18 protein-coding genes and 1 tRNA gene are annotated in these 24,154 nt (G+C 41.8%); 7 read left to right on the top strand and 12 right to left on the bottom strand.

Features of this window, described 5'->3' with window-relative positions:
- Window positions 1-186 precede the first annotated feature (186 nt).
- The 11 genes from DMB45_RS05285 to DMB45_RS05235 form a co-directional block, all read right to left on the bottom strand.
- Window positions 187-3,516 (bottom strand): ABC transporter permease/M1 family aminopeptidase, encoded by a 3,330-nt coding sequence (locus DMB45_RS05285; RefSeq protein ID WP_041505476.1) that lies wholly within the window; start codon window positions 3,514-3,516, stop codon window positions 187-189.
- 200 nt (window positions 3,517-3,716) lie between these two features.
- Window positions 3,717-4,190, bottom strand: coding sequence for an immunoglobulin domain-containing family protein (locus DMB45_RS05280; RefSeq protein ID WP_041505475.1), 474 nt, complete (start codon window positions 4,188-4,190; stop codon window positions 3,717-3,719).
- Window positions 4,191-4,575: 385 nt separating this feature from the next.
- Window positions 4,576-5,049: an immunoglobulin domain-containing family protein gene (locus DMB45_RS05275; RefSeq protein ID WP_041505474.1), complete on the bottom strand. Its 474-nt coding sequence runs from the start codon at window positions 5,047-5,049 to the stop codon at window positions 4,576-4,578.
- Between the two features lie 622 nt (window positions 5,050-5,671).
- Window positions 5,672-8,035, bottom strand: a complete 2,364-nt coding sequence (locus DMB45_RS05270; protein ID WP_041505473.1) for a Gldg family protein — start codon at window positions 8,033-8,035, stop codon at window positions 5,672-5,674.
- 24 nt (window positions 8,036-8,059) lie between these two features.
- Window positions 8,060-8,980: an ABC transporter ATP-binding protein gene (locus DMB45_RS05265; protein WP_041503088.1), complete on the bottom strand. Its 921-nt coding sequence runs from the start codon at window positions 8,978-8,980 to the stop codon at window positions 8,060-8,062.
- A 36-nt stretch (window positions 8,981-9,016) separates the two neighbouring features.
- A complete protein-coding gene (locus tag DMB45_RS05260; RefSeq protein ID WP_041505472.1) occupies window positions 9,017-10,750 on the bottom strand; it encodes a PKD-like family lipoprotein in 1,734 nt (577 codons plus the stop codon).
- Window positions 10,751-10,769: 19 nt separating this feature from the next.
- Window positions 10,770-11,531 carry a DUF4843 domain-containing protein gene (locus DMB45_RS05255; RefSeq protein WP_041505471.1) on the bottom strand — a complete coding sequence of 254 codons (762 nt, stop codon included), beginning with the start codon at window positions 11,529-11,531 and terminating at the stop codon, window positions 10,770-10,772.
- 26 nt (window positions 11,532-11,557) lie between these two features.
- Window positions 11,558-13,108, bottom strand: a complete 1,551-nt coding sequence (locus tag DMB45_RS05250) for a RagB/SusD family nutrient uptake outer membrane protein (protein WP_041505470.1) — start codon at window positions 13,106-13,108, stop codon at window positions 11,558-11,560.
- A 14-nt stretch (window positions 13,109-13,122) separates the two neighbouring features.
- Window positions 13,123-16,581, bottom strand: a complete 3,459-nt coding sequence (locus DMB45_RS05245) for a SusC/RagA family TonB-linked outer membrane protein (protein WP_041505469.1) — start codon at window positions 16,579-16,581, stop codon at window positions 13,123-13,125.
- An 87-nt stretch (window positions 16,582-16,668) separates the two neighbouring features.
- Entirely contained in the window at window positions 16,669-17,889 is a 1,221-nt protein-coding gene (locus DMB45_RS05240) for a FecR family protein (RefSeq protein ID WP_052649431.1), read from the bottom strand.
- A gap of 225 nt (window positions 17,890-18,114) precedes the next feature.
- Window positions 18,115-18,651: an RNA polymerase sigma factor gene (locus DMB45_RS05235; protein WP_041505468.1), complete on the bottom strand. Its 537-nt coding sequence runs from the start codon at window positions 18,649-18,651 to the stop codon at window positions 18,115-18,117.
- A 127-nt stretch (window positions 18,652-18,778) separates the two neighbouring features.
- Here DMB45_RS05235 and DMB45_RS05230 point away from each other — a divergent pair, with 127 nt between their 5' ends.
- From DMB45_RS05230 to DMB45_RS05200, 7 genes are all read left to right on the top strand, one after another.
- Window positions 18,779-19,558 carry a TatD family hydrolase gene (locus tag DMB45_RS05230; RefSeq protein WP_041503094.1) on the top strand — a complete coding sequence of 260 codons (780 nt, stop codon included), beginning with the start codon at window positions 18,779-18,781 and terminating at the stop codon, window positions 19,556-19,558.
- A 34-nt stretch (window positions 19,559-19,592) separates the two neighbouring features.
- A complete protein-coding gene (locus tag DMB45_RS05225) occupies window positions 19,593-20,633 on the top strand; it encodes an asparaginase (protein ID WP_041503460.1) in 1,041 nt (346 codons plus the stop codon).
- 128 nt (window positions 20,634-20,761) lie between these two features.
- A complete protein-coding gene (locus DMB45_RS05220; RefSeq protein ID WP_041503095.1) occupies window positions 20,762-21,574 on the top strand; it encodes a MotA/TolQ/ExbB proton channel family protein in 813 nt (270 codons plus the stop codon).
- Between the two features lie 6 nt (window positions 21,575-21,580).
- The gene (locus DMB45_RS05215) at window positions 21,581-22,027 is read left to right on the top strand and encodes a hypothetical protein (RefSeq protein WP_041503096.1); all 447 of its coding nucleotides are present in this window, start codon (window positions 21,581-21,583) and stop codon (window positions 22,025-22,027) included.
- 31 nt (window positions 22,028-22,058) lie between these two features.
- Entirely contained in the window at window positions 22,059-22,640 is a 582-nt protein-coding gene (locus tag DMB45_RS05210; RefSeq protein WP_041503097.1) for an ExbD/TolR family protein, read from the top strand.
- Complete coding sequence (locus DMB45_RS05205) at window positions 22,640-23,104, top strand: ExbD/TolR family protein (RefSeq protein ID WP_041503098.1); 465 nt, start codon at window positions 22,640-22,642, stop codon at window positions 23,102-23,104. The genes DMB45_RS05210 and DMB45_RS05205 overlap by 1 nt, the downstream gene beginning before the upstream one ends.
- A gap of 124 nt (window positions 23,105-23,228) precedes the next feature.
- Window positions 23,229-23,300, top strand: a tRNA-Arg gene (locus tag DMB45_RS05200).
- 200 nt (window positions 23,301-23,500) lie between these two features.
- Here the strand turns inward: DMB45_RS05200 and DMB45_RS14695 are convergent.
- A partial coding sequence (locus DMB45_RS14695) for a carbohydrate-binding protein (protein WP_449415971.1) occupies window positions 23,501-24,154 on the bottom strand: 654 nt, incomplete at its 5' end.

Genomic DNA, 24,154 nt, shown 5'->3' with positions numbered 1-24,154 from the left:
TATCCCCATGATCCCCGGGCATTTACTACCCGCCATTATCCTCCTTTAGCTATTTCCAGATCACATTATAATCACTCCAATCACCCAATCTCTGAATCTTTTAATCTAAAATCGTCAATCCTTTTAATCACCCAATCATTATATCTCCTAATCACAGAATCTTTTAATCTACAATTTACAATTATTTCATTCCACTTTTATCCATTTCACCGCATCCGCCGCGATGGCCACCTCTTTCCGCCGACGCACCTCCTTGTCCGAGAGGGTTACGCTCACCTCTCCTGCCGGAAGATCGTATTCCCCTATAAGTACCCAGCCCGAAGACCCGGATAACTCTGCATCCAAACTGACCTCCGCTTTCTCCTCCCGCTCCCCGAAAGAGAGCGTGTAATAGTAGATGATTCCGGAATCGTCGAAAGGTGTTTCCGGCATCGGCAAGTCGGTAGCCATAACTATTTTCTGCGGTCTGAGGTGGATACGGTATACTTTTCCCATAACCCGGTAACGTCCCGGCTCCGGAATATTCGCTCGCCATGTCGCGGTAGATTTACCGGACCCGCCGCAGATATAATGATATCCCCGGATGGCATCGCCGCAAGCAGAGGCATCTATCACGCGTTGCCAAACTTTGGCATCTCCTTGCATTTGAAGCCGAGTCCCGACAACCCGGGGAGGTTCCTTCCGCCCTTTTTGGAACCACGAGAGATTGCCGTTCTTTACCTCGAACCCCGCGTCCTGATCATCGACGATAAACTCGTTCGGGTTTTCATTTTTCATGAATTCGGACACCGGTATCGAACGCCACTCATCCATCAACTCCCAGGGTTTTTCCAACGTTCCCGGATCTCTATGCTCGAAGAAAAAAGCCGCCGGAATGTTGGCCGACAATCCCGTGTTTATACATGAAGCTGATTGCTCCGTTACCAACGTGAATGTCTTTGCCTCTCCCGGTTCGATACGACAAACGAAGCGTTGCACCTGACCGAGAAAACCCCCGCATTCAATGGAAACAATTCCGCTACTGTTTCCAACATTCATCACTTTTCCCTCGATTTTGTAACGCCGAGAACCACGATCAAAATAAATCGCGGCATCTTTCACCCTAAAATATTGTTCGTGCCTCGTGGTAATCCAATCCGCTATGACATCCGCCACATTTGTCCCCCAACGCGTATCCCATACCTGCATCAAAGAATCGTAATCCACCTCGCCTTTCCGGTAACGGTATAAACTATCCAGACTTTGTTTCAGCTCCTGTCCCGGAATACCGGACAAAACCAGACGAGTCCATAAATCGTTGAGCTTATTCCATAACATAACCTCCCCGTTGTTCGTCCATATATCTTTTAAAGAATATCCGATAAAAGGAATATTCTCCTCTTGATTCCCTATCATGGCGTTCGCGGCACCTCTCGCCACGCTAAAATCCGTTGTCGCCAACGCGTTAAATATTCTCCCCATAAAAGGATATTCGGAAGAGTGTACCCAAACCCGTTGCACGTCATCCAAGGAAGAAGCATCATTATCGTTTTTTTCGAAATTCCAGGAGAAAGTTACATCTCTTTTTCCCAATCCAAGCAGGGGGTGACTATTCTGTTTTCTCCGCATAGAATAGAAAAACTCGGGCTGAAGCACTGTAAGAACCTTGAAGAGCTGCTCTTCATTTTCAATCGCCCCGATCGACATCGCCCCGGCAAGCCTCATATCGAATCCCCGTTCCCGCCAAAAGACCATTCCCGGCTCCACCAACCCGGCTTCCGGCTTTCCGGCGTGAGAATCCGAACGGAACAACACCGGAACCTCCAATAAATACAGGTAAGGATTTTCCGGCTCATACCAATCTCCCGAGCGATAATTTCGAATCGAATTCAAATTCGATCCCCGCTCTCCCGTCCGCAAAGAGATTATATCGGCTTGCTTTACTTTTGAGAAACACTTCACAAATCGTTTGTCCCAAGTCACGGAACCGAATTGCAAACTGAAAGTTTCATCCTCCGGAAGCTTGTAATACTTGTAATTGGCCCCGGACAAAGAGATCCCGTTCAAAGCATGATGACATACGAAAACGACGGAATCTCCCCTTTCGAATACCTGTCCCTGAGAAACGACCACCTTTTGCAACGGGCGGTCCACCACCAACCGGAAGCGGGTAAAATCCCGACCCGTGGCCATGGGCATCAAGGGATTCACCGGCGGTATCGCCACCGGGTACCACGCCGAGGCAGGGGTCAATAAAAGAAAATCCCGCTCCGCGAAAGCTCCCCGGCGACCCGTGGCAAAGAATCGATCGTTATAAAAAGGATTCTCGTAGGCCGTGTCCCTCAAGTGCAGATCGCAAAAACGCTCGTCGATTTTTCCCCCGTAAGCCAAAAGTATACGCGTAGAATCGCCCGCCCCCAAGGGACGATCGATCAGGATAAACTGCTGATCCCTCCGGTACGACAGATCCTTCCCGCCCGACTGTAAACCCGTCACCCGTAAACCGGGATTCAGGAAGAGAACGATCCGTTCCAGCGACTCACGCCCCGGGTTATAAACCGTCAGCTCGCTCTTCGCCCTCAACTCCTTACCCTCCTGTCTTAAAGTGATCGCGTTACTCCTCACCCGGCAAGTTCTCTCTTGCCAATTCCGCTTGAAACTATCCCGGTAAACCGCCCGTACCTGCCGATCCCGGTAATAGGAATATTCCAACGCCACGCCGCAAAGCAAACCGGCCATCACCAAAAAAAGACCTAAACAACGATTCAGCCTTAAACCGGCCGCGCCATCCGACAATCGCTCCATCTTTCCCGCACACAACGCCAACAACCCCGCCCCCGCCAAAAGATACGTCAACCGGTGCAACAAATAGGCGCAAGGGTTCGCGTGCCCCGTGATATCCGAGAACAAATTCGGGATCCCGCTCGCCATGTAATCCAGCGTACCGTGAACCTGATAAGGCAGCCAGAAGATCGATCCCGCCAACCAGCACACGGGAATCACCATCGCCAGCACACGGGAACGGAACAAGTAACTCAACCACAACGTCAACCCGCCGATAAACACCCACGAGGGAATCGTCAACGTCAACAAGTAAAAAAGATAATAGTTTAAACTCAACGGGGCTACACTCGCCAGGTTCACCGCCAACACGGAGACCCCGATCACCGCAAGATCCACGAGCAGGAAAAGCACGAGATTACCCAGGATCACACCCCAGTAATACGTCGCGTTTCCCACCGGACGGGCGTAAAGACTTTCCACAGCTCCCTTCCGTGCCAATCGCCGGGGCACATCCGCCATCACCACCACCAAAAACAACGACTGCACCACACCCAACAGGTAAGCATTCACCAACGGCATCGAACAAGGCAAAGCCACCATCTTCCAGTTGCCGCTATGCCCCCACCCCTGCCAATAAGCGTGACACCCGACCACTCCCGCCAAGGCCACCAGCACGAAAAACAAAAACACCCGGCTCCGGCTTTGCTGCTTCAGCTCGTAACCGGCTACCAAAACCAAATCACTCCAACTCATACTATTCTATTTTTAATTTTACACCACACATCTATTGTAAATTGTAGATTGAAGATTGACGATTATTTAGTGATGACGAGATTCTGTGATTAAAGGATTTACCTGTAACGGAATCTCTTCATCGACTATTTACCTTCGTCTATTTATAGCACTTTTACCCCGTCCCTAAGTGCTACCTAAGTGCTACCTAAGTGCTAATATTACTTCCGCCTCCAAGGAATTTCTGCACTTACTGTTAATCTCGATGCATTAGACCAATACAAAGGTGTATTTGAATCTCCTATCGCAACATAATAGTCTCCTGTATCTTCAACCAGAAGATTACTAATTGATATTGCACCACTATTATTTGAAGAAGAATAGAAAGCTGTAATTCTATCCTTAATCTCGTCTTTCCGGTAACGAATCACTCCATCCGTACCAATTGTAAGAAGTAAATCTAAACCCTTACCAGGTTTTTGAACAACTACATAAATCAAATAAAAATCTCCTAAACCTATTCCATTAATAGAAAATGTCATTCTAACGGATTCCCCCGGGTGTTTCAAAATAGAAGTCGGGAAAAGAAACACCTGTATACCAGATTGGTTTTCATTCTTTTGCACCATACCTTCAGACATTCCTCCCATTAAGAAGAATACCGATACCATTAATAACATCATAATCTTTTTCATGACCTTAAAATTTAAATGTTTAATAGAAATTTAATTTCGAAGATGAACTGTTCTCTGTCATCTCCATGTTCATACAATCAGGGACTATTTTCCCCGTCATTATCCTCCTTCGAACTATTTTCAGATCACATTTAAAAAGCAGATTTTTGAAAATGGTACCATTTCATTCTAAATCACCTACTCCCCATCACTTTATTGTAAATTGTAAACTATGAGAATTCCGTGATTTAATGATTTCGTGACTAAGAGATTTAATTTGAATCACCTAAATCTTTTAATCTACAAATTATTTTTATCTACAATCGTCAATCTCTTTAATCACCCAATCTCTTCATCGACTATTTATCTTCGTCTATTTATAGCACTTTTACCCCGTCCCTAAGTGCTACTTAAGCAAGTAAGACCATGGATAAGAAACAGTTAATTGTGTCCCATAAGACCAATACCATCTACCCGCAGACTCCGTCACACCTATAAAATAGTCGGCTTCATCTTCAGATATAACATTACGAATAGTTACAGTTCCTGTCTTACTATATTTATTATAAGAAACTGTAATTCTACCAGCAGAAAAATGCCGAAAAAGAATCCCTCCCTCTTTGCTAATACAAACAAGTTCAATAGGACGTTGACCTGGACGCCTAATCCAAAAGCTAATGACATAAGATTTACTATCTAAGTCGTTCCCTCTCAAACTAAATGTAATCCTAACAGTTTGTCCTGGTTCTACCTGAATAAAAGTCGGAGAAGTAATCACCTGTATTTCAGATTCACTTCCGATTTTTTGCGCAAGCCCCATAGACATTCCTCCCATTAAGAAAAATACCGATACCATTAATAACATCATAATCTTTTTCATGACCTTAAAATTTAAATGTTTAATAGAAATTTAATTTCGAAGATGAACTATTCTCTATCATCTCCATGTTCATGATAACGAAGACTATATTCCCCGTCATTATCCTCCTTCGAATTATTTTCAGATCACATTTAACAAGCCGATTCTTTTACAAAATACCACCTCCTTCTCTCTTTTTAATCTCTTAATCGTCAATCATCCTAATCACCCAATCCCTTAATCTCAGAATCTTTGAATCTCAGAATCTTTGAATCATTTTCATCGTCATTTTTTTCGCCGGGAACCAAAAAGGGCGAAAGAACTTTCGCCTCTTTCGCCCTTCACACTACGATTCCTACCCAACACCATTTAACCTAACTTATAATTCATTTTTGATCCTACTCTAAATAATATCCATATTTTATAGGATTTCCCTTTATCTGTTTTAGCCGAAACTCCAACTTTTGATGTAGATTAAAACTGATCTTGCTATCTTTAAATCATAAATCTTTTTATTCAGGTTTTGGTGTTTAGAGATCAGGAGACTCATACAGTCTCCCAATCCCTTCATCACCTAACATTTCATCACTAATCTCAAAATCTATCATCTAACTTAAAATACACCTCTAATCATAAGGCGCCATTAACGCCCTCTTCTCCTGATCCACATAAACAAATACAGTAAGAGCAAAAGTCCCGGAAATACCCCAATCAACATATATTGCAATACTTCCGCTCCGCTTGCGGATACATAAAGTTTTCTATCTATTGACGCTGGACGAGTAACATTAATCGGGGCTTCTCCATTGGACAACCAATCGAATCCCCCCTGAACAAGAACATAATTGGTAGCCCATATCATTGCCCGTTTATGATTAAACTCTCCGTCACTCAAACAATCGGCATCCCCCAAGATGATAATTCTTTGTTCCCGATCTGCCATTGGGCGCGATAAACCCAAACCAAGCGTATAAGGTTTACGAACCTCTCCCACATTCGGATTACATTCCACCTCCTCGTCTACTATATCTGTAGATTCCAATTCATTCCAACACGTGGAATCCGACATAAACAAAGGAGTCACGTTAAAACCTTTGTCCTCGGAATATTCTAAACCGCAAGCACTAGGCATAGTAACCACATAAGCGGGATGCATTTGTTTAAACACGTAACTCAGTTTTTTAGCTGCCTCTGTCGGTCGGGTGATAATCAAGTCGAGCGGATTTGCAGGGGCGACCATCCCGGCCAAGAATCCTAAATTGCCGTTATCTTTACCCTCTTCGACCAATTTCTTGTCTTTCGAAGGTTGAATCAAAAAGCCATCCATAAACTTTACGCCGAATTGTTCTACCAACGGATTCATCACCCCCTGACGCTTCGGCTCTCCAATGATCATCAAATTTCCACCCCGGGCAATATATTTATCAAAATTTACTTTCTCGGCCTCTGTCATGGGCAGTCTCATTTCGGCGATCACCATGATATTCACGTCTGCCGGCACCTCTTTATCCAAACGAATATCCTTATAATCGAATCCTTGATTAATCAACGCGGCTCGAATGGAGGGTGCGTGTGTAAACATGCAATAATTCCGATCTCCCGGTCGGTCGGTCTCCCGTTCTCCATGTCCGGTCAAAAAACCGATCACGGGCAACTTATCCATTACCAAACGTTTAAATGCAGCAGAAATTTCCGCTTCACTGGGATAAGGCTGATTTTCATCAAACATTCTCAAGAATGTTCGCTCTCCGCTCTCCCGTTCCAATAAACGAGTCGTACGGTTTCCCTCGGTGCTAACCAAATCAATTTGTGCACGAATCTGTTCCGGACTCAATACTTTTTTCGGGTTCATCTTTTTTCGCTCGATCTCTTTTTTTGCTTTCTCCTCGTATGTCATTCCCGGATATTGACTCTCCAACTGATCATTTTTAATCGTATCGTAATAGTAAACATACTTCATCTTAATCTCCGGTTTAAAGCGAATATACTGTTCAAATGCACCACGATCAGCTATATAATTCTCATCATCACCGATATAAGCAAGTCTATCCAAAATATTAACGTAAGTCGTGAGAGTTAACCCTCCCGTTGCACGTTTAATAATTTCCTGGCTATTCGGTGTCAAAGTGTTCATTTTCATTTGAGTGGCATCATAATAGAACTTAAATACCGGACGAGAAGAAACGTAAGCCAGCACAATAGCCAGAATCCAAATTCCCATATACTTACCCAAAGAAACCATCCAACTCACTTTTTGACGCCTTGTTTGCATACGAATAATGGTCATAAAAAGGAACAAGGCGACTACCACGAAGAAATAAAGTAGGTCTTCCGTGGAAACCAAACCTCCCACGAAAGCCCAGGCTCTACCGGAAAGCCCGAACCAATATGCAATTTCTCGAACCAAAGGAATACCTTGCCACATGCCTTTTACGTATGTTAAAGCGGCCAAAACAGCCAACGTACCCACGGCTGCCACGATCTGGTAAGAGGTCAAACTGGACATAAACAATCCGATCGACACGTAAACACATAATAACAGATAGACTCCCAACAATCCCGAAAGAATAAGTGTGATATCCACATTTTGAACCGTATAAGCTGCATAAGCAACATATACCACCAACACGCCGATCAGCACCAACCCGTAAATCATCATGGCCAGATACTTACCTAAAATAATTTGCGTGTTCGTGATCGGGGAAGAGTAGAGCAATTTAATGGAACCGCTGCCCAATTCCCGGCTCATCAATCCCATGGTCAACAGGGGAATATACAAATACAGGTAAGACTGCACACTAGCAAATAAACCATTATAAGAGGCAAATAAAAAATAAGTCAAATTCCCATATTCTGCCCCTTGTTCCTGCGCTACCGCAAAATTATGAATCATACCGGAAAACAGCATTCCGGTTTGAAAAGTGAATATAATTAAAATTAACCAGGCTATCGGAGAATAAAATAGATCTCTCAGCTCTGTTTTTGCTATCTTGAATATTGTTCTCATCTTTAACGAAATAAATTTAATCAATTATTTTTTAGACAATTCGGCAAAAATCGTATCCAAAGAACTCTTCTCCTGTTGAAGTTCCGATAACTGCCAACCGCGTGTAAAACTGGCCTCCACGATATGATCCATCGCCTCCCGGGCATCCGAGAATTGTACGCGGAAGCGGGGACCTCCCAACTCCTCAACCCGAACCACTCCCGGAAGTGCCTCGATCTCCTCTACCGGAGGCATGGCCCCCAATGAAACCAAAATCGTACTCGGTTTAATATAATTATCAAATTCATCTACCGTTCCGGCGAAAACCATACTCCCTTGCTCGATCATCCGGATATAATCGCAAGTGGCCTGAACCTCGGGCAAGATATGCGTGGAGAGGATCACCGTACGATCTTCGGCAATCTCCTTGATCAGGTGGCGGATCTCCACGATCTGGTTCGGGTCCAACCCGTTTGTCGGTTCGTCCAACACCACGAATTCGGGGTTATGAATAATCGCCTGGGCAATCCCGACCCGTTGCTGATAACCCCCGGAGAGATTCCGGATCACCCGCTTGGCAAAATGAGAGATTCCGCAACGTCCCATCGCCTCTTTTATCGCTTTGGGCACCTCCCGATCCCGGATATGCCGGATTTCCGCGCAAAACTCCAGGTATTCCCATACCGTCAGGTCCGGATGCAAAGGCGGCACCTGCGGTAGAAAGCCGATATGGCGTTTGGCCTCTACCGGATTTTCCCGTATGCTCACCCCCTTGATATACACATCCCCCTCCGTCTGCTTCAACACCCCGCACATGATATTCATGGTCGTGGACTTCCCGGCTCCGTTGGAGCCGAGTAATCCGTAAATACCATTCTTCGTAATCTCGAAATCGATATCCCGTATCGCCCACTGCACGCTATAACGATGGGATAAATGTTCTAACTTTAAAATCGGTTCTTCCATACAATATGATTTATCATTTTTACAAACTCGTTCTTTTTAATCTTCATTGGTTCTATATTGCTGCATAGCAACTATTTTTCCTTCCACCTTGAATTCTTGTTCTTTCTTAGCTGTCTTCTTGTCAGAGATATCATAAATTCCAATCTTTCCATTTTCTCCGCCTACAACTATTTTCTTACAATTATCGAAAGCACGTGAATAAGCAAGAGAAGTTATTTTTTCCCCGAAATCAGCTAAAAGTGTCACTTTCTTGTAATTATCATTAATAGCAACACTGTATACACTGCTCCCTTTTGAATACAGAATATAATAACAGATTCCATCTGCAGACCTGCCATCTTCAGTTGTCGTTAAAATACAAGACTCTCCCTTAACTAATTTTTCCGGAAAATCAACAAGACGGGATGACATATAATTCACACTAATTCCAAAATTCTGATGACTTTGGGTACAGGCAAAAGTATTATTATCTATTCCACAAATACCCAACTTGGTTTTTCCTCCTTCATTATAAATAAACGCGTAATATTGTACGTACACAAACATTCCACCGCCTCCCACGTAAGCCAAATGCAACACCTCTATTCCCGCTGGTAGCGCCCACGCTGTCGGGCCCGTATAAGGAGTACTTCCCCCTCCACCGGGGAAACCGCCACCTCCAGGAAAAGAAGGGAAAGGGGGAAAACCACCACCGCCACCTGTAGAAGGTTCTTTAGCAGGCATTATCTTACAATTGATATTGGAATAATCATCGTCCCATTTATCCGGAGTTCCATTATCATTCCACTCCTCATCAAATTTCGTGAACAACAGCCTGCCATTCTTTTTATCATAACAAGGTATTTTTGTATAACCATTACCTCGACCGCCAAAATTATCGACAAAATAGCCTTTGTCGTCCACGACCAGTGGCTGGGATAAAAAACTACCTCCCAGATTATTACGACTCATCTTCCGTTGATATATTTTTCCATCTTCCGTCGCGATAAAAGAATAAGCATTATAGTCGCTTTCACGGGCATCCGTTCTACTTGTTACTTTCAATCCGGAAGGAGCATAATCCAGAAACTGATCTTTAATTTCCCCTACTAATTTCAAATTCTCATTATTTATCTCGTAAGCTCCCTCGTCCGTTATAACCGTACTGGAACCCGCAGGCGAGATATTTTTCAGCACATAGGAAAAACGTAAACCTATAGGCTTGCCCGGAATAGGATGACCATTCACGCTTTCATAATCATCTTTATCCAAAGCCAAAACCATTTTTTGTGTTTTATCGTCGTAAACTCGTCTCATAAAAGATAATTTCGAATTAGAGTTCACACCCGACAGAATCAACCAATCGCCAATACCTCTACTCGAAACGATATTAACTGTAAACTTTTTCATGTAGGGTATTCCTGTCGATGTTTCTATAATACTAAATATTCCGTTTTCATATTGATCACTCGAATGAAATTTCGTCATATTAATCTTTTCCGTTAACTCTTTCACGGAGATTTCAAAATCCGCCTCCTCGCTTATTACAACTCCGTTTAACTTCCACTCGTATCGAACTTCCTGCTCCCGTTTTACAGAATCATCCCCCCAATTAAAATAATCATGACCTTTAAAACGTGCTATATCTCCCTCTCTAAAATACAGATTAATAATATCCTTTTTCCATTCCGGCTCCTGCAATTTAACATAATCGTAGTTCCCTTTATCATCGAGACAACCCACAAATGCAAAAACAAGAAATAATATTCCGTATAAAAATATATGTTTCATAGCTTTTCTTTTTACTTGATTAAATCTTTAAAGATTCTAATATCTCCTGATACTCAGCTCCATATTCAGGATCATTCGCGTTATCTGCCAACCATTGTTTAAACGTTACAACCAAAGCGATCGCTTTATCCGGAGAATTTTTAATAAACTCCTCCATTTCACCATTCTTATCCGCATGTTTCAAGAATAACTGATATTTACGGGGAGAATAATCTCCCAATAATTCAAAACTAACTTCCTTATCCCACCAATCCGGTTGTGCTTCCACGTAACTCCAAATAATTATTGCACGACGACGTTCATACTGCCCAAGATCGAGTTGTTCGTTAGGCACCAATTCCACCATCAATCTTAAACCGGTAGCACCCAATCCTTCCAAACGATCGCTACTGTTCAATTTTATCTCTATGGTATCTTTTATCTCTTTGGCCTTATTTAACGGTTTTGCATGAAACGTGTAAAAGTCATCCAAAACGTATTCATTTGGATTGGCCGTAGTACCTTCTTTTATCACTCTTAAGCCAAATGTCAAATCCGAAGTCAAAGAATCCCCGGATAAATTCACGACAACCTTAGCTTTTATTTGAGAAGTCCCTTCCGGATACAAAAAAAATGAAGTGACTGTAGAATCAGCTTCCGCCGTACCCGGGTAAACAGCATCCATATAAAACTTCTCAAAATATATCTGACGCCTACCATGGAAAGCTTCTATATTCTGTTTTTCACAAGATATAAGCCAACCCATGGAAATCAACAATATCGATAATATACATGTTTTCATAATAAAATATTCAATGGTTATCTAAACTATTTTCTTTGATCTATAGGTATAGGAAACATATATTCAGACTTTGTCAAAGAACGATATTCCTTACCAATGGTAAATTTTGCATCCAGACGTTTGTACAAGTAAAATAACTGACCCTCGGATATCCATTCTCTTCTGGCATCGCCCACCAAAGTCTCGACAAAAGCATCCCATGTCGCAGTTCGGGCTAAAGGTCTATTTTCCAATCCCCTTTTAGCACGAAGTGCATCCAGAATATCATAAGCTGTCTCATACTGCCCTTTACGAGCATAACATTCTGCTAAAATATAATGCATTTCTGTCGCTCTAATAACCGGAAGTATTGTGGCATATTTATCACGAGTCGCCGCGTTATCAAACAAATACCATTTCCCTGAAATCGGATGTGAATTAGCGGCCGGAAAAATCAAATCAACCCAACGATAATCCAAAGAAGATTCATCCACATCATTGTTTTTAAAAAGATCTTTGCTCACTACAAACCATTGGTTAGACGTCCTATCATCTTGATCCATTCCTGTTTTAAAAAAATTCAACAGATTGTTGTTTTCATACTCTTTCTCGTTATAAATTGCAAAAATCAAACTGGAAGCCAATTTTAAATCTTTCTTGCTTTTAAAAGCTTCCGCCGGGTTTACTCCGGGAGCAGGAATTCTTATTCCTGAAAAATCATCTTTATAAAAAGGCGTTTCTCCTCCATATCCAATAACTTCACTCGCAGCATCAAACGCTTTATCGTACATCCCGGCATACTGATAAACACGGGCCAGTAAAGCGGTAATAGAATAATAGGTCAGCCTGTATCCCCTTCCCGAATAAAATTCGTCTTCAAGGCCCACCTTAGAGTCTAAGTCAAAACGATTCTTTCCTGTACTACTCAATTTTTTACCGATTTCCGTCGTATCGTATTCTATCGTCAATTTTTGAGCTTCCTCCAAATCGGCAATTACCTTTTTTAAAAAAGGTTCTACGGCGATACTGGAAGCCTGAATATTCGGATAAGTTTCCACGTAAGGCAAATAGGATTCGCTACCCGGATTTTGTATAACAGCGGGAGCAAATAAACGCAACAGATCAAAATGCATCAAAGCCCGACAAGCATAAGCCTCTCCCATAATCATTTTACGTTCCATTTCGTCCTGTCTAAATATTTCCGGTGATGCTGTTTTGATATTCTGCAATAAATCATTCGCATTGGCTATTATTTTGTAAGCACTCAACCAGATATTATCAATTGTAGAAGCAATGGGCGAATTTGCATAATCATATTTTACGGCTTTCCGATACTTATCATTCGTCATCAAACCTTCGTTTGTAAAATCATATTGTTGAGACATGCAGTCTATTAAACCGAATTGTAATTCCAAACCATATAAAGCACCCGTTCCCATAGACTTATACAATCCATTCAACACGGAACGATATCCATCACCCGATTTATACAACTCATCAAAGGTGGCCTCTCCTTCCGGTTGAAGATCCAACCATTTTTCACAAGAAGTGAAAAATAACACGGAAGCTACTATTATTATTTTCGAATAAATTTTCATACCGATATTTTTTATTAGAATCCAAGATTTATCGTGAAATTATAAGTTCGCGCAAAAGGATAACTTGTTCCTCTTTCCTCTTTTATACTCGCCCAACGGCAGATATCATTCGCATTAAAACGAATTCCTAATGTCGCAAGTCTCCATTTGGAAATCATTTCTTTATTGAAATCATATCCTACAGATAAGCCACTAAAATTCACATAATTATTATCTTGCACGAAACGTGTTGTCGGACGATCTACTTTTGCAGCATTATTTTTACCGTTAATATTCAAATCATAATAGGGAACTCTATCTCCGGCATTTTTCCAACGTTGAGTTAAAACCCGTTTATCAACATTTTGTGTTTCAATCTGAGCATTTTCAACTCGATTTAATAAAGTTGCATTATAGGACTGAGCACCGTATTGATACGTAAAGTCTGCATTCAGATAAAAATTTTTATAAGCTACATTAAATCCAAAAGCACCTTGAATATCCGGATTCTTATCTCCCACAACAACCTGATCGTTCGCATCCCATGTATATGTAGGCATCCCATTTTTCTTTATCAATCGTTCCCGTCCGTTAGCCGGATCGATTCCATCGGAACGAACGGCATAAAGTGCGGTAGTGGAAGCTCCTTTATAGTATTGAATCAATGGCGTACTCAACAAACCGGCGTATTCACTCTTATCCATCGGAGGTCCCAACATACCCGGATTATCGGGTTGAGTCGGATCCTTGTATTTATTATATTCGTCTAATAGCTGTTGATTGTAAGCATTCATCTCCGCACCGATCTCCAGTATCTTGTTTTTATTATGCCCCAAATTACCATTCAAGGTGATCATCCAATCCCGATTTTTGAACAGTGTTGCATTCATCCTGATTTCAATTCCCTCGTTTAGTACGGAACCCATGTTCGTCTTATAATCTTTAAATCCAGACGAAGTTCTCACGGAAATCGCATCGATCAAATCAATTGTTTTTTTATGGTAATACGCAAAATCCAAATAAATCAAATCTTGTAAAAAACTAACTGAAAATCCGGCATCCAACGTATTCGTCGTCTCCCATTTCAATTTCGGGTTACCCAAAGCCATTAATCCGGAAGCAGGTCCGGTAAAATACCAAGCATCGGTATCGGTTTTATAGGTCGTAATGGCAGAATAAGGAGGAAAATTCACCTTTCCGGTACTACCATATGATGCCCTAATCTTTAGCATACTAACCAGCCAATTGTCTTTCAAAAAAGCATAATTATGAAAGTTTATTCCCACACCTACAGACCAAAAAGGAGCAAAACGTTTATCCTTACCAAATTGAGACGATCCATCAAAACGGAAAGACCCGTCAAACAGATAGACATCATTATAGGAATAGTTTACCGATCCTAAAAAACCGACTAATCTGCTTTCCGAAGTATTAATATTCGTTTTATCAGGTTGTTTTTCTGCGAAAGCCGGAGAATGCAATCCTCCCATCTGAAACCCTTTAAACGTCATCGAAGTACTCTCTGATTTAGATTCCGATGCATTCATTCCTAAAGTTGCATTTATAAAATGCTTTCCTATGCTACTGTTATAGTACAACATCAGATTCAGATTCCACCTGTAATCGTCAGTCAAACTCCGAGAAAGAGAACCTTTTTCATTACCATCCGATTTATCTTTGGGATCTGTAAAAGATTCGCTCTTAGATGTGCTCTTACTGATACTAAACTGTCCTTTAGCCTGAAATCCATGCTTGAAATAGAGATTTAAACTCAAATTATCGGTAATATCCTCTGTTTTACCCCTATTATAATAATTTGCTAAATTCGCCACATCCCATAACGGATTACTTTTACCATAACTACCACTGGCATTAGAAAATTCCAAATCTTTTACTAATTCACCATTTTCATCATAAACGGCATCGTATGGTAACAACTCGGCATATCGACTAAAACTTCCATAAGGAGAATCTTCAGAACGAGTTGTACTATAAGTGATAGAATTCATCAACTGCAACCACTCTTTATTACGATAATCCAGATTCAGACCGGCTCCTGCCCGTGTGCGATGAGATCCCTTCATCACCCCCTTATTGCTATCATAATTCAGGTCCAAACTGTAACGAATACTTTCAACTCCACCGGATATATTTATACTATGAGTATGGTTGAATGCATTACGCAAAGGTTTAGACATCCAATCCGTATCGACTCCTCTCAATATATTCTGCAATTTCTTAACATACAGGATGTCTTTGTCTGCCTGTCCACTAGGGATACTCGCCGTATATACCCCGGCTAAGCGTTCAGCTTCCAGTTTTTCCTCTGCACTACACAAATTATAGTCCGATAAATCAGGAAGTTCAACACCTCCTGTAAAATTATATCTAACCTGCATTTCTCCGGGCTTTGGAGGAACGGAAGTAACAACAATCACACCATTAGCCGCACGTGAACCGTATAAAGCGGTAGCTGCAGCATCCTTTAAAATCGTCATACTTTCGATACGGTTTACATCCATATCATATATTTTATCAACAGGAACTTCGAAACCGTCTAAAATAAAGATCGGTAAATTAGGATTATCTTTTAAATTCGTCCGTTGCGTACGTCGCTCTTGCTCTATATCCAATCCCTTATTCATGCCAATAGAAGACTCCCCGCGCAAATTAAATTCAGGCAAAGCATTCGGATCCGATCCCCAGATATTGTTTTCCTTGATCCGGAAAGAGGGATCGAAAATCTGTAAGGCCGCAATCACGTTTTTGTTATTGGTCTTCAGTAACTGCTCTTTGGTCACAGTAGTAGCATTTCCCGTAAAACTCTCTTTCCGAATATTCATATACCCGGTAACCACCACATCCTGTAACTTGACTTTATCCTCTTTCAGGGTCACGTTGATGGTGTCTTTGCCGGTATATTTGATCTCCTGGGTTTCCATTCCCATAAATGAAAAGATCAACACGATATTTTTCATTTCCGGCAATTTCAACGAATATTTTCCATTGAAATCGGTGGCTGTTCCCAACTTCGTCCCTTTTATCAAAACAGTTACCCCGGGCAAGGGAAGCTTTTTCTCATCGATCACCTTTCCGACGATGCGGATCTCCTTTACCTTGTCGTCGGGAGCGATAGGCTTCAACACGATCACCGCATCCTGGATCACGTAGGTCAATCCCGTTCCTTTCAGACAAGCTTTTAGAATCTCTTCGATCTTGGAAGCTTTTAGTTTGACATCGATCTTTCCGACCTTGTCCAAATCCTCTTGATTGTACATAAAGGTAAAAGCCGTCTGACGCTCGATTGCCCAAATCACATCTTTCAAATAAGCGTTCTTCATCGAAAGTGTTACTTGCTGTTCATTTTGGGAATATACGGCCCCATGCACATTAAACATTCCCAGTAGAACAAATAATAGAGTCCATTTTGACATAACCCATGCTTTTTTTAATCTTCCGGATGGATCCCGGAGAGACATCAGAATTTTTTTCATAAATTTGTTCTTTAAATTGCATTAATAGATTATTTCGCTCGAGCGAGATAGTCCGGGCAGGAGATGCTGGTAACATCTCCTGCTTTCTTACCGATCCCGCTTTACTTTTAAAATCTTTCCCTCCTTATGGATTTTTATTTTACCGTTTAGCTCGAATATCCTCAATAGAGGATCGATCATTTCATGACGTCCCATGTTAAACCCGAAACGGAATTCCTTAACCTCCTCGTCTTCATAGACGACTTTCACGTCATACCACCTTTCGACATCTCGCATAATATCTTCCAACCGAACGTCCCGGTATCGGAATTTACCGTCTTTCCATGCCGTAAAATAACTCGCGTCCACTTGCTTCAATTCCGCTTTACCCGTGCTTTTGTTTAAAATAAACTGATCGTTGGGGGTCAATCGTCTAACTCCGGCAATTTTATCGCCGGAAACCGCCACAGCCCCTTGTACCAGGGTGGTGATCACATCCGCTTCATCCGCATAGGACGATACATTAAATTGCGTACCTAAAACCGTCACATCGTAAGAAGCCGTTTTCACGACAAACGGTTTCTCCGGGTTTTCCGCCACGTTAAAATAAGCCTCGCCCTCCAATTCCACCTCCCGGATCTCCCCGGTAAACCGGATCGGATAGCGAATTTTAGTCATCGAATTCAAATAAATCAACGTACCGTCACTCAGGCTCAATTGATATTCCCCGCATTTCGGCACTGTGATTTCATTATACTCCATCGCATCCGAAATCTCAGCGAGGCAAGTATCGCTATAAGTAAGCTGGTGACCGGTATTATAAATAAAGGTCCGTTCTTTTTCCGTTCTGATCGTTCCGCTCACGGTCTCCAAATCGATCTTTTGACCGTCAGCCAACGTCAGTATGGCTTTAGGTGCCCCCGGAAGGATCGTGCTCATCGGCGCAACGGATAGCTTTCTATCCGGTTCCCGGTTCATGAAAAAATAAAAAACACCACTCAAAGAAATCACAAGCAACGCCGCATAAGGCAAGAACCGCAAAAGAAACTTTCTTTGTCTTCTCCTGAATTGTTTTTTACGGTAATTCTCCCAGCCTATTTCATTATTAAAAGAAGAAAATTGTTCTCTTTTCAGCTTGATATTCTCCTCACTCACAACACGTTCGAATAAAGCATTATTCTCCTCCGAAGATTCCCGCCAAACCTCTAACTCTTCCTTCTCCTCTTCAGTAGGTTCTCCCGTGAGAAAAGCCGAAATCCATCGAGCTATCAAAAAAGGATCGTTTTTTGATTCACTCTTTTCTTTTATTTTTTTCTCTATTTTCTTCATGCAAAAAAGTCTTTCTCTCTTGTTATCAATAAATTAACAAAAACTTATATTTAATCTATTTTTGTATTATCAAACGATCCTTTTTGGCATTCGCTTTTCGCCTATTACTTATATAACACAAAAACCCGTTTTTATGGGGAACGAAAAATGAACTTTTTTGCTTATTTTTTTAGTACGAAATGATAATTCGATTATAATCAAACGATTACATGCAAAGAAAAAAAATCAGGGTAGGAAAATAAACACGAGATAATAATAATCTTTCAATGTCACCTTCAATTTTTTATAAGCGAGCTTCTTCAAGGTATGCACGGAACTTTCGGCTATTCCCATATGTACCGCGATCTCTGCATTTTTCAACCCGTCCAAAGTCAATTGAATCACTTCCCGGGTCTGGAGCGGTAAAGCCTCCACGGCATTATAAAAGATACGATAAGCTTCCTCCTCTACCAGATTATCTACAAAAAACGCATCCGATTCGATGAGCGAAATATCTTCTCTTATCTCCTTATTATTGCGAATCGTATTAAGACAGTCGTTACGGACAACCGTATAAAGAAAAGATTTGACTTTGAAAAGATTATCAAAATCCCCTCGACGGTTCCAATACTTTATAAAAACCTCCTGCACGATATCGGCAGCCTGTACCTGATCTTTTACATACGTCAGCGCAAATACACACAAGGCCTGATAAAATTCATCAAACAGTTCTTTAAAAGCAAGCTCATTGCCTTGTTGTATCCTATCTATTACAATATTCATAATTACGCCGGAGGAATTGGGTCAAAATTAGCAAAAATCGAATGAAATCCAAATTTTCTTTAAATATTGAGATTCCACCGATGATTCATTATCTTTGTTTCCGACTAAAACAGTAAATATATTCCATATGTTTATAGATACGCATTCACACATTTATGCCGAAGAATTCGAAGCAGACCGGGATCAAGTCGTGGAAAGAGCATTGTCCGCCGATGTAAAATACATCATACTACCGGATATAGACCGAACGACCCGTTCTTCCATGCTGACACTCGCGGAACAATACCCGCGTATAATGCTTCCCTTACTCGGAGTTCACCCGACTTCCGTTAACGCTTCCTACAAGGAAGAGTACGCGGCATTTGAAAAACTTCTCGGGAAATATACGATTTACGGTATCGGCGAATGCGGTATCGATCTTTATTGGGATAAAACTTACTACAAGGAACAAATCGAGGTATTCGAAAGACAACTGAATATCGCCCGGGAAATGAACTTGCCGGTCATCATTCACTCAAGAGAATCCTTGTCCGAAATTTTTACAGTGTTAAAACGCCAACATTACAATATGAAAGGGATACTCCATTGCTTTCCCGGCAACACGGAAGATGCGAAACGTGCCGTTGACCTCGGATTCCTTTTAGGAATCGGGGGAGTTGTTACCTACAAGAATTCGCTTATGGCCGAAGTGGTCAAAGAAATCGGAACGGATCACCTCGTATTGGAAACGGATGCTCCTTATCTTACCCCGGTTCCTTACCGTGGAAAAAGGAATGAAAGCAGTTATATTCCGTATATAGCCGCTAAAATTGCTGAAATATTAGGGGTTGACGTAAAAAAAATAGAGACGACCACGTCAAACAATGCAACTAATTTATTTAATTTGCATAGTGAAAGGTGCGAATAAAATTATTCCTGTTTTAAAATCCAAAACCTCGTTTATGGAAAAACCAGTATTAATCATATATACCGGGGGAACCATCGGTATGGTAAATGATCCTGAAACCGGGGCATTGTGTCCGTTCAATTTCGACCAGATTGCATTGGAAGTTCCGGAAATCAAAGAGTTCGGCTTTCTGATCGACAGCTACACCTTACCCGAGATTATCGATTCTTCCGACCTTCAACCCGGACTATGGAAACAATTATGCCAAATTATCCTGACAAATTACGATAAATACCAGGGATTCGTAATTCTACACGGTACCGACACGATGGCTTATTCGGCCTCGGCCCTGAGTTTTATGCTGAACAACTTAGACAAACCGGTGGTTTTTACAGGTTCACAACTACCTATTGGAAAAATCAGAACGGACGGAAAAGAGAACCTGATCGCCGCCGTAGAAATTGCCGCGGCATACGACGAAGGCAAAGCGATTGTACCTGAAGTTTCCGTGTTATTCGGCGACAAACTATTCCGGGGAAATCGTACCACGAAGATCAATGCCGAAAGCTTCGACGCCTTCCAATCGTTTAATTATCCCCCTTTAGCAAAAATCGGGATTCATATACATTACAATTACGGTGCTATCGATTACACCCCCCGCACGGAATCCGTTTCCGCTTTCTGCGATGTAGACACGAATATCGCCATCCTTAAAATATTTCCGGGTATGCGTCCCGAAATCATGGACGCCATTATGAATATTCCCGGATTAAAAGGGCTCATTTTAGAAAGCTACGGTTCCGGAAACGCTCCCACGAATAAAGTTTTTCTTAACAAAATAGAGAAAATATTACACCGGGGAATATATGTTTATAACGTGACCCAATGCCAGGGCGGAAGCGTGGAAATGGGAAAATACGAGACCAGTAGGGAATTATTAAATTGCGGGGTAATAAGCGGTTATGACATCACGACTGAAGCGGCGGTAACCAAGATGATGTACGTGTTAGGCAAATATAAAGACCCTAACGAAATAAAAAAATGTTTAAATAACACGCTTAAAGGAGAAATATCCCCAAAACGCATTGGCTTTTAACATTTTTTTTATACCTTGCCGCTCTAATTTGTGGTGAAAAGGAAGAAGAAGAGAACGAAATGGAGAAGAAAACAAAATATAGAGTTAAATTTTAATTATTTATAAACTAAAAATCAGTTAAATAGATCATGAGAAAATTATTTGCACTAATAGCAGTTTTTGGAATGCTTACTATTGGAGCATCATCTATGCTAATGGCACAGGAAAATGAGACAGTAAGTGTCGACATCCAAACCACGGAAACAGAACAACCTGCAACAAGCACCCCGTCCCAATCCATGGATGACGAAGAAAACATCGAGAGTTCTTCATTCCACGCGGTAGTAAAACAAAAATTCATCGAAGGTGGTGCCGCTTTCATGAGCTTCGTTATCTTGGCTCTAATCTTCGGTTTGGCTATTTCTATCGAGAGAGTAATTTATTTGAACTTGGCTTCTACCAACTCTAAAAAATTGATCGACAAAGTAGAAGATGCTTTGGAAAATGGAGGAGTTGAGGCTGCCAAAGAAGTTTGTAGAACGACAAGAGGCCCTATTGCAAGTATTTTCTATCAAGGACTTTCCCGTTACGACCAAGGTATAGATATGGTTGAGAAATCGGTTGTATCTTACGGATCCGTTCAAATGGGATTATTGGAAAAAGGTATGTCTTGGATTGCCTTGTTTATCGCGTTGGCCCCGATGTTAGGGTTCTTGGGAACTGTAATCGGTATGATCGACGCTTTCGATAAAATCCAGGCTGCTGGTGATATTCAACCGTCTTTGGTTGCAGGAGGTATTAAAGTTGCATTGATTACGACCGTTGCCGGTTTGATCGTTGCCATGATTCTTCAAGTGTTCTACAACTATTGTGTTGCAAAAATCGAAGGAATCGTGAACGACATGGAAGATGCTTCCGTAACTTTATTAGACATCCTTGTAAAATATAATCAAAAACACTAAATCACCATGCAGAAGATTAATAAGTTATTGAATATCCTAACCATTGTAATGCTCGTAATTACAGTTGTGTTGATTGGATTGTTTTTTGGAGGAGGAGATCTTCCAAATGCCCAATACACCACTCCTGTCTATACGGACCAATTGATATGGTGGGCTTATATTCTGTTCGGACTTAGTGCTGTGGCAGCATTGGTATTCCCTATTGCCAGACTGTTTACCAGACCGAAACAAGCAATCAAGAGTCTTATCGCTCTCGTGGGGATCGTTGTTCTCGTGTTAATTGCTTATTCATTGTCCGACGGTACATTATTAGACATGAAGGGTTACGATGGACCGGATAACAATCCGAGTGCATTAAAGTTTGCCGATACCATCCTATTTACCATGTATTTCTTGGGAATTGGAGCGATCGGGTCTATTTTTGTAACAGAAATTATCAGAAGATTGAGATAACTCGTTCTTCCGAATAAATAATAAAAAGAATATGGCAAAAAAAACACCGGAAATTAATGCCACGTCAACGGCAGATATTGCCTTTTTGTTGTTGATTTTCTTCTTGGTATCAACGACAATGGATGTTGACTCGGGATTGTTCAGACGGTTACCGCCCATGGCACCGGAGAATCAAGCTCCTCCGAAATACGCCAAAAGAAATATTCTGGAGATATTGGTAAATAGAGATGATCTCTTATCCGTAGAGTCAAAGATAATTGATATATCCGAATTAAAAGAAAAGGCGAAAGAATTCATTCTGAACCCCCAAAACAAAGACAATCTACCGGAAAAAGTGAGCAAGGATGTTCCTTTCTTCGGAAAGGTGGAAGTCTCAAAAGGTATTATTTCTTTGCAAAGTGACCGAGGCACTTCTTACAAAATGTATATTGCCGTGCAAGACGAACTTGCTGCCGCGTATAATGAAGTAAGAGACGTAATGGCCATGAAGCAATGGGGAAAAAAATATACCGAATTATCAGAAGAACAACAGGAGGCTGTAAGGCAGATCGTCCCGACGGCCATATCCGAAGCTGAACCGAGAAACATCGCAAAGAAAGGAGGGAAGAAATAATGGCTAAGTTTAACAAAGGAGGAAAAAAAGAGACCCCTGCTATCTCAACAGCATCTCTTCCGGATATCGTATTCATGTTGTTATTTTTCTTCATGGTAAGTACGACGATGCGGGAAGTAACTCTTATGATTGAAAATGCGATGCCAGAAGCCAGGGAGATTACCAAGTTGGAGAAGAAATCCTTGATCAGTAATATCTATATCGGGAAACCCAAAGCACAGTTTGTCGGTGCTTACGGAAGTGAACCTCGCATTCAGTTAAATGATAAACTGGCCACGGTCGGAGATATAGCTGAATTTGTTTACGCGGAACAGGAAACCCGAAAAGAAGAAGATAAAAACAGGATTACCAATAACTTGAAGATCCAAGCTGATACTAAAATGGGTATCGTAACAGACGTAAAACAGGAATTACGTAAAGTAAATTCTTTGCGCGTGAGTTATGCCACTCGTAAAAAGTTATAATATCTCTATGACGAATAGAAGTAAAGGGGACATTCGTCCCCTTTTTTATTCTCAACATCCTTTCCGAATCTAAAAAAAATGATTAGATTTGTCCCCGGAAAGTCAAACTGACCATCCGACTCACGGTTCCGTAGTTCAATGGATAGAATGAAGGATTCCGGTTCCTTTGATTGGGGTTCGAGTCCCCACGGAATCACCCAAAAATAAAACCAACCTTAACCAGTTGGTTTTATTTTTTTGCAGAATAATACACACAAGGTATATTAATCTATTCAACTCATGATTAAATGCTGATCCTGGCATCCCCAAATCGTAAATCCGGGATCACGGGACCTTTTAATCACCGAATCTTTAGCATATAGCACTTTTACCCCGTCCCAGGGTGCTACCAGGGTGCTACTCTATTTTTATCCACTTCACCGCGTCAGCCACGATCGCCACGTCTTTTCTTCGCCGGGGATCCTTGTCGGAAAGTACCACCTTGGCCTCCCCCGCCGGGAAATCGTATTCGCCAAGAGAAACCCAGCCACGGGAGCCCATGCGCTTGGGTATCGCAATATCCAGATCCACCGACACTTCCTCTTTCTTATCCCCGTGGAAAACCGTGTAGCGATTAACCACTCCTCCCGGACGACCAATCCCGATAGCAAGAGATTGTACATGCACTTTAGCCATGACCCGGTAACGCCCTGCCTCCGGGAGATTCACCCGCCACGTGGCCGTCGATTTTCCCTCTCCTCCCTCGATACAGTAACAGCCTCGAATCGAGTCCCCCTCCGCCTCCGGCGTGATCACGAATCCCCAGCGGGAGGTATTGCCGCCCTGGCGAAAACTACGCCTCAAGGGAGGGTCCTTCCTGAACCATTTTTGAAACAAGGTGAGGTTACCGTCCGCCAGCTCGAAACCGGCATCCTGGTCGTCCACCACGAACTCGTTTTTGTTCTCGCCTGCCAGAAATTCTTCTACCGAAATTGAACGCCATTCCCCGCCTATTTCACCGAAACTTCTCCCGTCTCTCTCTTCACTATTATCAAAAACAAAACCAGTCGG

Origin of the sequence: Sanguibacteroides justesenii (assembly GCF_003204205.1) — a bacterium.
Lineage (GTDB): Bacteria > Bacteroidota > Bacteroidia > Bacteroidales > Marinifilaceae > Gabonibacter > Gabonibacter massiliensis.
Note: the sequence above shows the minus strand (reverse complement) of the source record. Positions and strands in the feature narration are given on the sequence as shown.

What these genes read in the sequence shown, in the direction of transcription:
- DMB45_RS05285 (WP_041505476.1), bottom strand. Translation starts at nt 3,516, where the DNA reads ATGAGTTGGAGTGATTTGGTTTTGGTAGCCGGTTACGAGCTGAAGCAG.
- DMB45_RS05260 (WP_041505472.1), bottom strand. Translation starts at nt 10,750, where the DNA reads ATGAAACATATATTTTTATACGGAATATTATTTCTTGTTTTTGCATTT.
- DMB45_RS05275 (WP_041505474.1), bottom strand. Translation starts at nt 5,049, where the DNA reads ATGAAAAAGATTATGATGTTATTAATGGTATCGGTATTTTTCTTAATG.
- DMB45_RS05225 (WP_041503460.1), top strand. Translation starts at nt 19,593, where the DNA reads ATGGAAAAACCAGTATTAATCATATATACCGGGGGAACCATCGGTATG.
- DMB45_RS05270 (WP_041505473.1), bottom strand. Translation starts at nt 8,035, where the DNA reads ATGAGAACAATATTCAAGATAGCAAAAACAGAGCTGAGAGATCTATTT.
- DMB45_RS05205 (WP_041503098.1), top strand. Translation starts at nt 22,640, where the DNA reads ATGGCTAAGTTTAACAAAGGAGGAAAAAAAGAGACCCCTGCTATCTCA.
- DMB45_RS05240 (WP_052649431.1), bottom strand. Translation starts at nt 17,889, where the DNA reads ATGAAGAAAATAGAGAAAAAAATAAAAGAAAAGAGTGAATCAAAAAAC.
- DMB45_RS05245 (WP_041505469.1), bottom strand. Translation starts at nt 16,581, where the DNA reads ATGAAAAAAATTCTGATGTCTCTCCGGGATCCATCCGGAAGATTAAAA.
- DMB45_RS05280 (WP_041505475.1), bottom strand. Translation starts at nt 4,190, where the DNA reads ATGAAAAAGATTATGATGTTATTAATGGTATCGGTATTCTTCTTAATG.
- DMB45_RS05255 (WP_041505471.1), bottom strand. Translation starts at nt 11,531, where the DNA reads ATGAAAACATGTATATTATCGATATTGTTGATTTCCATGGGTTGGCTT.
- DMB45_RS05250 (WP_041505470.1), bottom strand. Translation starts at nt 13,108, where the DNA reads ATGAAAATTTATTCGAAAATAATAATAGTAGCTTCCGTGTTATTTTTC.
- DMB45_RS05235 (WP_041505468.1), bottom strand. Translation starts at nt 18,651, where the DNA reads ATGAATATTGTAATAGATAGGATACAACAAGGCAATGAGCTTGCTTTT.
- DMB45_RS05220 (WP_041503095.1), top strand. Translation starts at nt 20,762, where the DNA reads ATGAGAAAATTATTTGCACTAATAGCAGTTTTTGGAATGCTTACTATT.
- DMB45_RS05210 (WP_041503097.1), top strand. Translation starts at nt 22,059, where the DNA reads ATGGCAAAAAAAACACCGGAAATTAATGCCACGTCAACGGCAGATATT.
- DMB45_RS05215 (WP_041503096.1), top strand. Translation starts at nt 21,581, where the DNA reads ATGCAGAAGATTAATAAGTTATTGAATATCCTAACCATTGTAATGCTC.
- DMB45_RS05265 (WP_041503088.1), bottom strand. Translation starts at nt 8,980, where the DNA reads ATGGAAGAACCGATTTTAAAGTTAGAACATTTATCCCATCGTTATAGC.
- DMB45_RS05230 (WP_041503094.1), top strand. Translation starts at nt 18,779, where the DNA reads ATGTTTATAGATACGCATTCACACATTTATGCCGAAGAATTCGAAGCA.